8 protein-coding genes and 2 pseudogenes are annotated in these 14,827 nt (G+C 70.3%); 5 read left to right on the forward strand and 5 right to left on the reverse strand.

Translation table 11 applies throughout. The annotated features are described in order from the left end of the window. The first annotated feature begins 16 nt into the window (after positions 1 to 16). The 4 genes and pseudogenes from ACVW19_RS29830 (at position 17) to ACVW19_RS29845 (ending at position 1,961) form a co-directional block, all read left to right on the forward strand. Entirely contained in the window at positions 17 to 490 is a 474-nt protein-coding gene (locus tag ACVW19_RS29830) for an N-acetyltransferase family protein (protein WP_457464837.1), read from the forward strand. 261 nt (positions 491 to 751) lie between these two features. Further along, positions 752 to 1,093: pseudogene (locus ACVW19_RS29835) on the forward strand (NlpC/P60 family protein); the annotation flags it as partial. A 9-nt stretch (positions 1,094 to 1,102) separates the two neighbouring features. Next, entirely contained in the window at positions 1,103 to 1,471 is a 369-nt protein-coding gene (locus tag ACVW19_RS29840; RefSeq protein WP_457463278.1) for a hypothetical protein, read from the forward strand. Between the two features lie 190 nt (positions 1,472 to 1,661). Continuing rightward, on the forward strand, positions 1,662 to 1,961 hold the full coding sequence (locus tag ACVW19_RS29845) for an NIPSNAP family protein (protein ID WP_457463279.1): 300 nt from the start codon (positions 1,662 to 1,664) through the stop codon (positions 1,959 to 1,961). Here ACVW19_RS29845 and ACVW19_RS29850 read toward each other — a convergent pair. Further along, positions 1,955 to 5,521 (reverse strand): nSTAND1 domain-containing NTPase, encoded by a 3,567-nt coding sequence (locus ACVW19_RS29850; RefSeq protein ID WP_457463280.1) that lies wholly within the window; start codon positions 5,519 to 5,521, stop codon positions 1,955 to 1,957. The two genes, ACVW19_RS29845 and ACVW19_RS29850, sit on opposite strands and share 7 nt — an antisense overlap. Positions 5,522 to 5,913: 392 nt before the next feature. Further along, positions 5,914 to 7,809, reverse strand: coding sequence for an ATP-dependent nuclease (locus ACVW19_RS29855; RefSeq protein ID WP_457463282.1), 1,896 nt, complete (start codon positions 7,807 to 7,809; stop codon positions 5,914 to 5,916). A gap of 768 nt (positions 7,810 to 8,577) precedes the next feature. On the opposite strand from ACVW19_RS29855, the gene ACVW19_RS29860 reads away from it, so the two are divergent. Beyond that, positions 8,578 to 11,847 carry a type ISP restriction/modification enzyme gene (locus tag ACVW19_RS29860; protein WP_457463283.1) on the forward strand — a complete coding sequence of 1,090 codons (3,270 nt, stop codon included), beginning with the start codon at positions 8,578 to 8,580 and terminating at the stop codon, positions 11,845 to 11,847. Positions 11,848 to 11,875: 28 nt separating this feature from the next. On the opposite strand, the gene ACVW19_RS29865 is transcribed toward ACVW19_RS29860, so the two are convergent. The 3 genes and pseudogenes from ACVW19_RS29865 to ACVW19_RS29875 form a co-directional block, all read right to left on the reverse strand. Continuing rightward, positions 11,876 to 12,145 carry a hypothetical protein gene (locus tag ACVW19_RS29865; RefSeq protein WP_457463285.1) on the reverse strand — a complete coding sequence of 90 codons (270 nt, stop codon included), beginning with the start codon at positions 12,143 to 12,145 and terminating at the stop codon, positions 11,876 to 11,878. A gap of 239 nt (positions 12,146 to 12,384) precedes the next feature. Continuing rightward, a pseudogene (locus ACVW19_RS29870) lies at positions 12,385 to 13,992 on the reverse strand (UvrD-helicase domain-containing protein); the annotation flags it as partial. 62 nt (positions 13,993 to 14,054) lie between these two features. Then, positions 14,055 to 14,798 carry an AraC family transcriptional regulator gene (locus tag ACVW19_RS29875; protein WP_457463287.1) on the reverse strand — a complete coding sequence of 248 codons (744 nt, stop codon included), beginning with the start codon at positions 14,796 to 14,798 and terminating at the stop codon, positions 14,055 to 14,057. Between the last annotated feature and the right edge of the window lie 29 nt (positions 14,799 to 14,827).

The following is a 14,827-nucleotide window of genomic DNA, read 5'->3' on the forward strand; positions in this document are numbered from 1 at the left end:
TGTGCACATCGCGCCGATGCGGCCGGAGCACGCCGAACAGGTCCTGACGATCTACCAGCTGGGCATCGACGAGGGAAACGCCACCTTCGAGACCACCGCCCCGACCTGGGAGGCGTTCGACACCGCCAAGCTGCCCCGACACCGCCTGGTCGCCCTGGACGAGGGCGGCCGGGCGCTGGGCTGGGCCGCCGTGGTGCCGGTCTCCGACCGGTGCGCGTACGCCGGTGTCGTCGAGCACTCCGTCTACGTCCACCCCGAGGCCCGTGGCCGCGGGGCGGGCCGGGCGCTCCTCGACGCGCTGCTGTCCTCCACCGACGCCGCGGGCATCTGGACGGTGCAGTCCGGCATCTTCCCGGAGAACACCGCCAGCCTGGCCCTGCACCGGCGAGCCGGGTTCCGCGTCATCGGCACCCGCGAGCGCATCGGCCGCCACCACGGCACGTGGCGCGACGTCGTCCTCGTCGAGCGCCGCAGCCCCACCGTGAACTGAGAGTGACGGCCGCCGCGGACGGTGACTCTCATGAATGAACAGATGCGAGAGTCCTGCGAGAGGCCCGAAGCCGATCAAGTTTCCCCGGGTCGCCGTTGGCGGAAGTCCTCTCGAAACCAGGGCGTTGTGCGAGACGGTTCCGAAGACTGCCGGGGGTGAATCTGACGCCCGGTCAAGCCGCAAACGCGGTAGAACGAAACGATCGAAGCGAAGAGCCTGCGCGTCCTCGCACCCGGTGCCTACGCGGCGACCGAACGCGCGATCGCCGCCGCCTGCGCAGAGGTCGCGGCCGGTACCTGGTACACGTGGGGCGGCGGGCACGGCGCCCAGCCGGGCGCCACGTACGGCCAGGTCGACCCGACCGACCCGGACAGCGAGCACGACCCCGAACGGCTCGGCTTCGACTGCTCGGGCCTGGTCCGCCACGCGTACGCCCAGGCGGCGGGCTTCGACATTCTCAACGGTGTCGCCGGCCGGCAGTACTGCACGCACCGCGCCGCCGACCGCTTCACCGCCGCCCAGGGCCTGGCCCCGCTGCTCCCGGGCGACCTGCTCACCTGGGGCACCTCGCAGGACCTGCACCACATCGCCATCTACCTGGGCGCGGGCAAGATGGTCGAGGCCAAGGAATCCGGCACCAGGCTCATGGTCAGTGACGTCAGCCTGAGCGACGGCTACTTCGGCGCCGTCCGCGTCAACACCGGGCCCGTCACCGGTCACATCCACCAGACCTGGGGCACCGGCGTGTGGACCAAGACCGAACCCTCCGTCAGGGCCGCCCGCGTCTACGCCTTCCCGTACTCCACCACCATCCGCGTCCAGTGCCAGAAGCACGCCGAACCGATCACCTCCGAGGGCTACACCAACGACGTGTGGTCGTACCTGCCGGACTACAAGGCGTGGGTGACCAACATCTACATCAAGGGAGCGGCGTGGCTCGACGGCGTGCCCGACTGCAGGACGACGCCCCCGACACCGTGACGCGCCGGCGCCGAGAGCGGCAGCCTCGGCGCCAGGGTCCGCCTTGAGCCGACTGGTCGTCGCCGTCCCGGTCGGGCACGCGCCCTCCGGCGTACGGTTGGACCGGCTGCTCGGGCCGGCCGTCCGGCATGCCCGGGCGGGGCGTCGGGGCGGCCTGCCGGTTGCCTCGACCCGACAGGAGAACTGCTCGATGCCGAAGACCACGCAGCTGCGTACGTACACCGTCCGGGACGGTCTGCTCGACGAGTGGGTGGAGCGGTGGCGTGCCGACATCGTGCCGCTGCGGCTGAAGTTGGGATTCGAGATCGGTGGGGCCTGGGCGGACCGGGAGCGCAACCAGTTCGTCTGGCTGATCTCCTACGAGGGCCCGGAGACCTTCGCGGAGCGCAACGCGTTGTACTGGGCGTCGCCCGAGCGCAAGGCGATGGGCCTCGACCCGGGCGACTACCTCCTGCACACCGACGACCGCACGGTCGAGCAGCGTTACTGACCGCTTGCGGGAGCGGGGTCCGGCGGCAGCAGGTGTTGTCGCCGCTCCTCCGCGTCCAGGGTGCGGAACACCCGCCCACGTGCCCGCGCTTCCAGCCGGTCGTAGTCGAGGTCGGCTGGCCATACGCGCGCGGTGCCGTCGGCGGACGCGGTGAGCAGGCGGGTGCCGTCCGCGGACCATGCCACCGACGTCACCTTGTCCCGGTGTACGCCGAGGACCGCGAGTTCCTCGAACGTGGTGGCGGACCAGAGCCGGACCGTCCGGTCGTCCGATCCGGTCGCGACACGGCGGCCGTCCGGCGACCAGGAGATGGCCCGGACCCTGCCCTCGTGTCCCTTCAGCACGTCGAGACGGCGGCCGGTCGCCGCGTCCCACACGGCGGCCGTCCAGTCACCGGAAGCCGTGGCCACACGTGTCTCGTCGGGGGACCAGGCCGCGTCCTCCACGTAGTTGCCGTGCCCGCGCAGCACGGTCAGCTGGGCGCCGTCGGCGGTGTCCCACAGGCGGCAGGTGCGATCGTCGGAGCAACTGGCCAGCTTCCGTCCGCTGGGTGACCACGCCACGCGGCTCACCCAGTCCTGGTGCCCGGTGAGTTTGCGCAGCTCCGTGCCGTCGACGGCGGACAGGACGCGTACGGTGCCGTCGTGTCCGCCGGTCGCGATCCGCCGGGCGTCCAGGGACCACGAGCACCCCTCGACGGGCTCGCCGTGCAGCTCGAACACCGTGTGGCCGATGCCGTCCACGACCCGGAACAGGCCGTCCGCGGTGCTGAGGGCGAGGCGGTCGCCGTGCGGCGCCCAGGCCACGCTCCACACCCGCTCACCGAGCATCGTCACCGGCCCGGCGGGTGTACCGGAGTCCGCGCTCCAGATCCGCGCGGTGCCGTCGTCCGAGGCGGTGGCGAGGCTGCTGCCGTCACCGGACCACGCGGCCTGGTTCACCGGCCCGTCGTGCCCCTGGAACAGGACGGCTTCGGCGCCTTGGGGCCGAAGGTCCCACACCCGCACGGTGGCGTCCGTCGACGCGGTGGCGAGCCGAGTGCCCGACGGCGACCATACGACGGTCCACACCGTGTCGGTGTGCCCGCGCAGCACCGCCACCTCCTTCGCGTCCTCGGCGCGGACGACACGCACCGTCCGGTCGGACGACGGGGTCGCGAGCAGTCGGCCGTCCGGAGAGAACGCCGGGTTCCACACGTAGTCGGTGTGGCCGCGCAGCAGCAGCCGCAGCGCGCCCGTGCGGGCGTCCCAGATCCGGGCGGTGTGGTCACCGGACCCGGTGGCCAGCGACTCCCCGTCCGGGGACCACGCGACGCCCTCGACGAACTCGGTGTGGCCGGTCAGGGTCGTCGTGACCGCTGCCGTGGCCGCGTCCCAGACGATCACCGTTCGGTCGTGGGAGGCCGTGGCCAGACGCGAGCCGTCCGGCGCCCAGGCCACGCCCCACACGTCACCCGCGTGACCGCGCAGTTCGTGTACGAGACGGCCGGTGTCGGCTTCCCACACCCGGGCCACCTGGTCCTTGAAGGTGGCGGCGATCCGCGTTCCGTCCGGCGACCACGCAACCTGACGGCCGATGTCCCCGGCGCCGGTGAGCTGCCGGACCGGTTCGCCGGATGCGACGTCCCAGACGCGTACGACCTGGTCGCGGCCGGCGGTGGCCAGCCGGGTCGCGTCGGGGGAGAAGGACACCGACTCGACCATGGCCCCGTCGCACGGCAGCACGCACAGCGAACGCCCCGACTCCGCCTCGTACACTCGGGCCGTGCCGTCTCGGGACGCGGTGGCCAGCAGTTGCCCGTCAGCGGACCAGGCGACGTCCCGGACCGTGTCCGAGTGCCCGTCCAGCCGGATACGGAGATGACTGGCGGCGAGCGCCGTCAGCAGCCCGCGCCGCGCGGCCGGTGTCGGCGCGTACTCGCCGAGCGCGGCCAGGGAGAGCAGCAGCGCCTGCTCCGGCTCGGTCTCCGCGCTCGCGAGCACCTGACGGCCGATGCTGTCGGAGACACGGCTGAGGAAGGCCAGGTCCCGACGTTGCGAGGCGTCGACGAGCGCGCGAGTGGGAACCGAGGCCTGTCCGGCTTCCTCCAATGCGGCCAGCCACCGCTGGGCGACGGCGAGGCGTTCCCCGGTGAGGAGGTAGTCCACACTGCGTCCGGAGCGTTCCCAGTCCCCGGCCCACCGCTCCAACTCGGCTCGCTCCCGCAGCCGTTCCGCCCGAGCCTCCGCCTCCTGCCGCAGAGGAGCCCACTGACGGAACAACGCCTCGTGCGTCACCTCGGCGTAAGCGTCCCCATGGCCGCCCGGATCCGCTGCCGTCCCCTCCGCCGTGTCGGTCCGGATGAGGCGTGCGTCGATGAACGCGTCCACCACATACCGCTCCTGGTCGGTGAGTTCGGACAACCGCACCGGACGGCGGGCAAGGTCCCGCTCCTCCAGGGTGACGAACTTCAGCAGCACCCGCAGGGCGAAATCGATGCCGTCCGGGACGGCGAGAGCAGCCACGGTGTTGTCCGCCTGCCGTGCCAGAGCCCCTGCCACGCCTCCGATTTGCCGGTATGTCTCCTCGCTCACCGTGCCGCCGGGGCCGCAGGCGAAGTACAGCTCTTGGAGAAGGTAGGCGAGCAGAGGCAGCGCGTCGTCCGTACCGGTGTCGTCCACGATGGTCTCGACGAGACCGGGGGCGAACGAGATCCCCACCAGGGCACCCGGCCGCTCGACCACTTGGGCGAGCTGGGCCTTGGCCAACGTGCCGATCGCCACCGGGTGTTGCAGAAGCTGGGCATGCCCCGTCCCGAGGAGACGTCCCAGCAGGTCCACCCGGCACGTGGCCAGGACCCGGACGGAGGGCTCCTGCCGCAGACACGCGTGCAGCGCTTCCAAAAACTGGGCCTGTTCCCGCTCACCCGCGAGGGTGACGAGCTCCTCGAACTGGTCGACGACGAGCAGTACCCGCCGGAACTGACCGGCCCGCAGCCGGGACAGCTCGGCCGCCAGGTTCCCCGGTGCCTGCCGCAGCCGCCGCAGCACCACATCGGCCGACTCCCTGCCGCCACCGACCACGGCCAGGGACGCGGCCAGGGAGTGGAGCGGGTTCGACCCCGGAGAGAACGCCGGCACGATCGTCCACCGGCGTCGGCGCAGCCGGGGCATCACCCCGGCTCGCACCAGTGAGGACTTGCCGCTGCCGGACGCCCCCGTCAGCAACAGGAACCGGTCGGCGGGGCGGGACGCGGTGGCGTGCAGCCTGCGCGTCAACTCGGCGGCCTGAGCCTCCCGGCCGAAGTAGACCGCCGCCTCGTCCTCGTCGTAGGCGTCCAGACCCGGATACGGGATGCGGTCACGCGGCCAGTCCGCCTGTGCGGGAGCGGGGTTCTCCAGTCGGTACACGACGACCTGCCCGACCACCATGGCCACGATCAGCAGCCCGATGGCGGGTACGGACCCCTGCCGGATCAACTCCAACGCCCAGGGTACGTCGTCCGTGCTGGTGGCGTAGTTGGTGGCGATGCCGAGCAAGCAGGCGACGAGCGCCAGCATGACTTGGAGCGCCACCTGCATCCGGTGCCTCATCCGGCACCACTCACGATCGCGCCCGTACCCGCTCGCACGCAGAGCCCCCGTTCCGCCGACCGCCTTGCATTCTGCCTTCACCACCTGCGGCGGAAGACCGAAGAACCATCCTCGGCGGCTCCGTGGACGCGATCAACACCGCGTGCCGTATTCGGCCACATAGACTACCTGGCCCGCCTCACCGGAAGCCGGGCCAACGGCTGTATCAGGGCACCTCGGGCAGGACAGATTTGACGTGCCACCCTTGGCCCTGGCATTCCTTCTTCAGCACTTTTTCCCCCGGTCCGACACCTCGGCCCCGCTTCCGCCAAGAACGGGCTGGGCCGGTCCAACCAGAGGACACGGGCCCGCGGCAACGAGCCGGGGGAAAAGGAGAGGTGCTACGGCCGGGGCATCGGCTGTCTGATCAGGGCCATGACGTTTTCCAGCAGCGAGTGCAGCGTCTTCGGCTCACCGTTGGCGGTGCGCGCGGCTTCGGCATACGTCGGCACGTGCTTGCCCTGGACGTAGCCGGCACCCTGCTTGATCAACTCTTGGCAGCGGGCGTTCCACGCGGGCCAGTCGCTCCTGAGGTACGTTTCGAGGTCGTCCTCGAAGACCGTGTGACTCGCTTCGGATACGGTCGAGGGACGCGCCGGAGCGGGAACGCCCAGGTAGTTGAAGATGTTTGTGTTCTTCTTGACCGTGTTCCGAAGGTTCGTCGACTTCTTCTCGGTGTCCGGACCGGCCTGGTTCTTCGGTCCGGTGTCCGCGTCGAACACGAGGTAGCAGTGCACGCCGAAGCCGGTGAGGATGGCGTGGCAGAGGAGCATGTTGTCCTTGCCCTCGGCGTTCAACACGCAGATGCCTTCGGCTCCGAGGTTGAGCCCCTGACGCTCGGCGAAGGCGAGGAGGATGCCTTCGTCCGTCACGCCCTCGACCACGACGGTGACGTTGGCGAACAGCGCCTCGGCGAGGTCCTTCACATAGCGGGTGGCCCCTCGCCGCGCGATCGACTTCTCTTCCACGTATCCGTCGAGCGACTGCCGCAACTGCGCTTCGGTGAGTTCCCACAGATGCACTTCGGGGTGGTCGCCGCCGGGGGCGCGGTACAGCCTGCGGACCTGCCGGTAGTCGCTCGGGTCGATGAACACCGGGCTGTGGGTCGCGTACATCACCTGGGTCTGGTCCTCGGCCGATTCGACCAGGCTGCGCAGCACCTGCGCGAAGACCCTGGTCTGCGCCGGGTGCTGGAACAGCTCGGGCTCCTCGATCGCCAGGAACAGGGAACGCGTGCCGCTTTCGGGACGGCGGCATTCCGAGAGGTACCGGAGCGCGGCGATGATCAGCGCGCGCTGGAACCCGTGCCCCTGGCGCCGGACCGGTGTGAGGGCCGCTCCGTCGCGGATGTTGACGGCGAACGCGGTCCTGGTCCGCTTCGGGACCTGGGCCGTAGGGGTGACGACGACGTGCCGTCCGGTGGTGAAGCGGGCGACCTCCTGGGAGAGGGCACCGGACAGATGCGTGAGCACTGGCGCGTAGATCTCCTCGTGCACCTTCTCGCGCGCCGCCCGGGCGTCCTCGTCGATGGCCGTGAACTGGGCTTCCGCCTCGGACCGGTCGACCGCGTGCTCGAGGATCCGGCCCACCACGGACGCCTTGTTGTCGTCGGTCTCCTCGTACGCCCGCAGATCGGCGGAGATGAAGACGAAGTCGATCAGCTTGCCGAGCACTCCCTGGCCGGCGAAGCCGAAGAAGTGCGTGCCCTCGACCTCGGCCTCGGTGAGCCGGTCGCGGTGCGCCGCCTCCCAGGCATACATCTCCGCTTCGGCGTTGTCCCAGCTGCGGACGGCGGGCAGGTCGAGAGCCGGGTCGCTGTCGCGTAAGGCCTTGTACGCGGCGGTCTTCTCCCGGCTGCCGGCGCCCCGCCGGATCTGTTCGAAGGGGGGATAGGCCAGGGCCTTGCCCGTGATGCGGTCCTCCCCGTTCTCCCAGGTGCGCCAGATGCTCAGGCTTTCCACGCCCTGCGGCGCATAGTGGCCGAGTGCGGCACGGTCGGAAGGGGTGAGGCCGTCGAACTCGACCTCCACACGGATCCGCTTGGTCTCCGCAGCCGAGTGGACGTCCTCCTCGCTGAGGGTGCCGCCCTTCTCGCCGTTGAAGAACCAGTCGAGGGCGCGCAGGACGGTGGACTTGCCGACGCCCGTCGGGCCGATGAGCGAGGTGATGGAGTCGAATGAGACATCGAGGCTGCGAAGGCAGCAGAAGTTCTCGATGCGGACGCGCTTGATCTTCACGGATTTTCCTGACGTGTGGGAACGGAATGCCCGGCTCTGGGGTGTGCGGACCGCATCCGAGGCCGTGGCTCCGGCGGCGGGGCGCTGGGCGGGGCGGCGCGTTGGCGCTCGGGTGCCCATCGGGCATTGGGGGTACTCGTGCTTCCGGTGGCACCCCAGGGACCACTGGAAGCGTGAACATCTAACCGTGATGGCGAAAGCGTTGTCAATCTCAAATGCTTGAGGGGGGGCGCGTTCGAATGCCGGCGAGGGTGTGATGGCTGCGAGCTCGCAGCCGCCCTCCCGGGCCGCCTGGTCGCGGCAGGATGCCGTGTGGCGGCTGACGGGGCGCGGGCATCGCGAGGGGTCAGATGGCCTCCAGTGGCCTGTGTTGCGGGATGGCACGCCCAGGGAGCCGCTGATGGAACGGCGCGTCAACCGCATGTGTTTGATGGGGTGCGTCAAGAGCCGGCCATGACTTGCGGATTGACAATGCTTTCAATGTTTGCTTGTCTGGGGTGGCTTTCGGCAGGCCGGTGAGGTCCGCCCCGTGGGCGGGGCCCACTCCTGTCGGGTGCGCGAGCTGGAGTGTGAGTGGGGGCGTGTCGTCGTGGCACGCGCCCCTTGTTGAGTGCGTACACCACCGGGAAGGTCGTCCAGAGGGCTGACGCACCGCCATGTCCTTGTCAGCATGGACGTGGTGGGGCCCGGGGACCGTGTGCCGATGTCAGTGATCGTGTCCTTGGGGGGGCCATGCATGGGGACCAGTACGGGTGGCTTCGTGCTGCCGTGTCGCAGTTCGGTGGGATGTGCAAGGACAAGCTGTCCGGGGGCGGCGGCCAGGAGGCCGCGATTCGCGGACCGTTGGAAGTCCTGCTCCGAGCGGTGAGCGAGCACCACGAACAGCACCGGGTGAGCTGGCACGACGAGTACCCGCTGCCGGATCTCGGTGTCCGGCCCGACTACGCGGTGAGCGTGGACGGGGAGATCAGCGGCTACGTCGAACTCAAGCGCCCAGGGCTGCCCGTCGATCCGGACACCTTCGGCCGCAGCAACCGGGAGCAGTGGCACAAACTCCGGGACCTGCCCAACCTGCTGTACTCGAACGGCACGGAGTGGCGGCTCTTCCGTGGTGGTCGGCAGGTCGGCGAGACGGTGTTCTTCGCCGGCTCGCTGCGGAGCGCGGGCGAGAAACTCGCCGTCCCCGACCCACTCGCCTTCGACGCGCTGCTCCAGCAGTTCCTGGGGTGGAAACCCGAGCCGATCAGACACGTCGCCCGCCTCGTGCAGGAGATCGCCCGCCTGTGCAGGCTGCTGCGGGCTGCCGTTCAGGAGCAGCTGGTGGCCGAGGCCAGGTCGTCCGCGCCCGACGATGACGTGCGCGCACGACCCTTCACCGGCCTCAAGAACGACTGGCGCCGCTACCTCTTCCCGTCTGCCGACGACGCCACCTTCGCCGACGGTTTCGCCCAGACCGTCACCTTCTCGCTCCTGTTGGCCCACACGGAGGGCATCCCGCTCGCGCCCGACTCCTTCCACGAGATCGGCCGCCGCCTGGACGACGGCCACGCCCTCATGGGCAAGGCGCTCCAGCTCCTGACGGACAACGTCAACGCGCGCTTCACCGTCACGCTCGACCTGCTGACGCGTACCGTCGCGCAGGTGGACTGGCCGGCTGTCCGCAGCGGGAACCGGGACGCCTACCTCCACCTCTACGAGCACTTCCTCACGGTCTACGATCCGGCCCTGCGCCAGAGGAGCGGCTCGTACTACACGCCCCGCGAAGTGGTCGAGGAGATGATCCGTCTCACCGAGGACGTCCTGCGCACCCGACTCGGCCGGGAACACGGCTTCGCCGACGACGACGTACGGATCGTCGACCCCGCCATGGGCACCGGCACCTTCCTGCACACCGTCATCGAGCGCGTCGCCGAACAGGCCGCCGAGCGTCACGGGCCGGCGATGCCCCGCGATGCCGTACAGCGGCTCGCCTCCCGGCTCTACGGCTTCGAACTGCAGATGGGGTCCTTCGCCGTCGCCGAACTGCGCGCCTCGGACCTGCTCAAGAAGTACGGCGTCCCGGTGCCCGAGGGTGGTCTCAACCTCTTCGTCACGGACACCCTGGACAACCCGTACGCCGAGGAGGAGTACCTGGCATCCACGTACGAGGCGCTCGCCCAGTCGCGCAGACGCGCCAACAAGGTCAAAGCGGACACCCCGATCACCGTCGTCGCCGGAAACCCGCCGTACGACGACAAGGCCGAGGGGCGCGGTGGCTGGGTGGAGAAGCGCGCGGACGGCAGGGAAACGCCGCTGCTCGACGACTTCCGCCGCGCGGGCAACGGCCGCTACGAGCACATCCTCAAGAACATGTACGTGTACTTCTGGCGGTGGGCGACCTGGAAGGTGTTCGACGCCCATGCCGAGGACCGGCACGGAGTGGTCTGCTTCATCACCCCGTCCGGGTGGGCCACCGGTCCCGGCGGGCGCGGTATGCGGGACTATCTTCGGCGGACCTGCGACGAGGGTTGGATCGTCAACCTCTCCCCGGAGGGGCAGCGTTCCGATGCCGCCACCCGCGTCTTTCCAGGGGTCGCCCAGCCGCTCGCCATCTTCGTCTTCGTTCGCCGGGCGGGGACGGAACGAGGACCGGAGCACCGGGCGCGCGTGCACTACCGGGCCGTGTCGGGGAAGCGCGCGGACAAGTTCCGCCAGTTACGGGCGATCCGGGTGGACGATGACGGATGGCGGGACACGCACACGCACCCGACACGACCGCTGACGCCGGTGACGGAGTCGGGCTGGGAGGAGTTTCCCGAACTCAACGACCTGTTCCCCTGGGGCAGTTTGGGTATCACATCGAACCGTTCATGGGTGAGCGCCCCCTCGGCGGAGATCCTGCGCCGCCGATGGATGACGCTGATACGCGAGTCCGACCCGGCCCACCAGGCGGAACTCTTCAAGGAGACGCGTGACCGGACTCTGACCGGCAAGCGAGACCCGCTACCCGGCCAGTCCACTCCCAGACATCCGCTCGCCGAGGAACGCGACACCACCCCGAACCTCGTACGCATGGCCCTGCGCAGCTTCGACCGCCAACACCTCATCGCCGACAACCGCGCGCTCGACTATCCGCGCCCCGACCTGTGGGCGGCGGCCCAGCGCGGCGGACAGCTCTTCCTCAACCAGCAGTCGTCGCATCCGATCGACTCGGGCCCCGCACTGGTCGCCACGCACCTGATCCCCGACACGCACCACTTCAACGGCCGCGGCGGCCGCACCATGCCGCTGCTGCACCCCGACGGCTCCGCCAACACCGCGGCCGGCCTTCTGCCCCACCTCGCACGGACGCTCGGCCGCACCCGGATCGAGGCCGAGGACCTGGCGGCGTACGCCGTCGCCCTCGCGGGACATTCCGCCTTCACCCGGCGGTTCACCGAGGAACTGTTGACTCCGGGCGTACGGCTCCCGCTCACCCGTGACGGAGCACTCTGGGACGAGGCCGTCGCCCTCGGCCGTCAGGTCCTGTGGGCGTCCACCTTCGGAGCCCGGTGCGCCGACCCCGCACAGGACCGCCCGGCCGGCAGCGCGGAGTTCCCGCCCGGAGACCCGCGCAGGGTGCGGTACGTCACCCACATCGGCGACATGCTTCCCGAGCGGATACGACACGACGCCGAGTCGGGGACGCTGCACGTCGGTGAGGGGGAGTTCGCCCCCGTGCCGGAAGCGGTGTGGACGTACGACGTCGGTGGAATGCCGGTCGTCAAGAAGTGGTTCGGCTACCGGAAAGCCTCGCCCAACAGCAAGAAGACCAGTCCCCTCGACGACATCCACGTCGACACCTGGCCTCCCGAGTGGATGACTGAACTCATCGAACTGCTCTCGGTCCTGCGCCGCCTGACCGATCTCGCCCCCGCTCAGGACGTCCTGCTCGCCGCGGTCCTGGCCGGCCCGGTGGTGACGGAGGACGAACTGAGAGCGGCGGGGGTGCTGCCCGTGCCCCCCTCGGCACGCAAGTCCCGGCACCCGGCGGTCGACGGGCTCTTCCCCGATGACTGAACGGTGATCGAGTCGTGCGGGCCGCGCGTCAGCCGCACTGCTCCGGAGAGGCCGCGGCGGTGACCGCTGCTCGTAGAGTGATCTCGCCCTGCGCCAGCAGACGGAGCGTCGGGGCGAGGCGGGGACATGTCCTCTCCACCGCATCGGCGAAGCGCACCACGTCACCGAGACGGGCGTGTGCGGCACCGAGTTGAGCCTCGTAGTGAACAGCCGTGCCGAGATCGGTGACCCGCGCGCAACCTGCCTCCGGCACGACCAGCCCGAGGAGGACGAGCCGGCGCAGGTCCGCCGGCGTCACCTCGTGATCCAGACCCCGCGCTGCCACCTCTTCCTCGCTGGCCCACGCGGCGACGTCACCGCCCTCCCGGACCGGGAGGGGCGCGAGTACCAGCTCCGCCAGCAGACGGGCCTGTGAGTCCGTGAGCACCACGTGGGGCAGCGACATGGAGACATCCCTAGCACACCCGGGCGGGCACCGCGGGGCCGCCACGGCACTCCGGAGAAGCCGGAGGCTGCCACGCGGGCCCGCTGCCGGAGGCCGACCAGCAGGGCGGTGGACCAGCGCAGGATCTCCTGGGTACTGCGGTAGTTCTTGCGCAGCTTCACCGACCGCCCGGTCACCTTGATGCCGAGCGCCTTCAACGACACCTTCGAGTCGTAGATCCGTTGATGCGGGTCCCCGGCGACGAACAGGTCGTCCGGGCGGGCCGGGACGGCCGCGCGCAGCAGCCGCCACTGCGCCGGATGCAGGTCCTGCGCCTCGTCCACCACCACGTGCCGGTACCGCAGTCCCTTCGCCTCCAGCAGCCGCGCCGCCTCCGCACACGTCTGCAGCCAAGTGCGGGCCCCGTCCGCCGCGAGGTCGGCCGTGAACCGCTCCACCGTCTCCCACACCAGCGGCCGTTCGGCCGCCATCAGCCGGCTGCCGCGTCCCCGCCGGTCCGCCGCCTCGTACTCGGCCAGGGTGCCGACGCCCTGGGCCAGGATGACGTGCCGGTACTCCTGCGCGAGGAACTGCGCGCTGCCGGTGAAGCCCGTCGCCTTGGCGGCCTTGCCCCAGCGGCTCACCTCCTCGTTGCTCATCAGCGGTCGCAGGGGCACCGCGCCCGGCGCCTCCGCGACGACACGGCTGGCGAAGCCGTCTACCGTCGAGATGTCCACGCGCTTGCGCAGCTCCGGGTCGTCCACCAGGGACTCCAGGCCCGAACGGAACGCGTTGACAAGCGCGTTGGTGTACGTCCTGAGCAGGATGCGGTCGCCGTCGCGCAGGTGCCCTAGCAGGTGTTTGACCCGGTGCAGCGCGACGACGGTCTTGCCGGTGCCCGGCCCGCCCGTCACCTGGGCGGGCCCCGAGTAGGACGCGCGGTAGGCCACTTTGCGCTGGGAGAGGTGCAGGAAGACCCGCCAGGCCGCGAAGGGCTTCTCCAGGATGTCCCGCAACTCCTCCGACGCCGTGACCAGAGCGATCCGCGCCCGGCTGTGCCGGATCGCCGTCTCGAAGTCCTGCGTGTCCACCGGCTGCGTCGCCGCCTGGAGGGCCGACGCGACGATGTCCTGCCAGACCTCCTCCACCGTGCAGCCCTCCGCAAGGTACTGCAGCACCTCCCGTTGGTCCTGCGGAAGCAGCGGTGCGAAGACCTCCAACTGCTCCTTGTCGACGAGCGACCGGGCCTGCCGCAGTGTCTCGGCGTCGATGCCGAGCGCGCTCAGATCTCCGTCGGAGAACTTCTCGAACAGCCGCGCCTTCGGCGAGGCCTCGGCCACCCGCTCGTACGCCGGCGTGATCTCGTCCAGGGTGGCCGCGTCCCGGATCTCCACGGCCCGCGTCACCTCGTTGATGCTGGACTTCTGTTTCCTCGCCCAGGCGATCGCCTTGTCGTGCTGCATGACCCGCAGCAGGACGAAGATGTCCCCGGAGGACGGCGCGAGGACCACACCGCGCCAGAACTGGTCGACGCGGATGGTCCGGATCTGCTTGTCCTTCGCGTTCTTCAGGCTCTCCAACTTCAGCCCCGGGTCCTTGAAGAGCTGGTCGAGGGTGAGCCGGCTGGACTTCTTCCAGGCGTCGAGCACGCCCTTCCTCACCGGCGGCTGGAGCTGGGGGAGTTCGGCGAAGAAGCCGATGCCGAAGGCGAGCTGCGGCATGGAGCGATCCCAAGGTGCGACAGCGGGGCCGGGAGCGGGTCCGGCCGGACCGCACCGGGGCGTCAGCTTCTGGGATGAGTGCCGGGTGTGTGGCCGAAGGTGCGGCGGAACACGTCGATGAAGGTGCTGGCGGACGACCAGCCGCACCGGTGCGCGACCGTGGTGACCGGTGTGTTCCCGGCCAGCAGCACCAGTGCGTGGTGAAGACGCAGTTGGGTGCGCCACTGGGGGAACGTCATGCCGAGGTCGTCGCGGAACAGCCGGGACAGGGTCCGGTCGCTCGCCCCGACGGCACGGCCCAGTTCGGCCAGGGTGCGGCCGTCGGCCGGATCGGCGCGCAGGATGTCGCACAGCGTCCGCAACAGGGGATCGGTCGGGGCGGGCAAGTGGAGCGGTTCCTGTGGCGAGGCCCGAAGTTGGTCGAGCAGCACGGCGCGCAGCCGGTCCCGTTCGGGACCGCTGTCGCCCGGGGAACGGGTGTAGGCGATGATCAGTTCGCGCAGCAGCGGGCCCACGGCGAGGACGGTCGGGGCGGCGAGGTCCAGCGGGTTCTCGTCGGCGGGCAGCCCCACCAGGTGCAACTGGATCTCGCCGTGTGCCTGGTGGGCGTGGACGGTGCCGGCGGGCACCCAGATGGCGCGGGTGGCGGGGGCGACCCAGGAGCCCGCGCCCGTGGTGACGGCCAGTACCCCGCGGCCGGCGTAGACGATCTGGTGGTCGTCGTGTCGGTGGGCTTCGATCGCGGCGCCGGGGGCCAGTCGCTGGGTGCGGGTCGGGGCGATCGACGTGTGGCGGATTTCCGTCATCGCCTGGCAGTTTATCGGAAGTGCGACAC

The organism is Streptomyces sp. TE5632 (genome assembly GCF_054061295.1).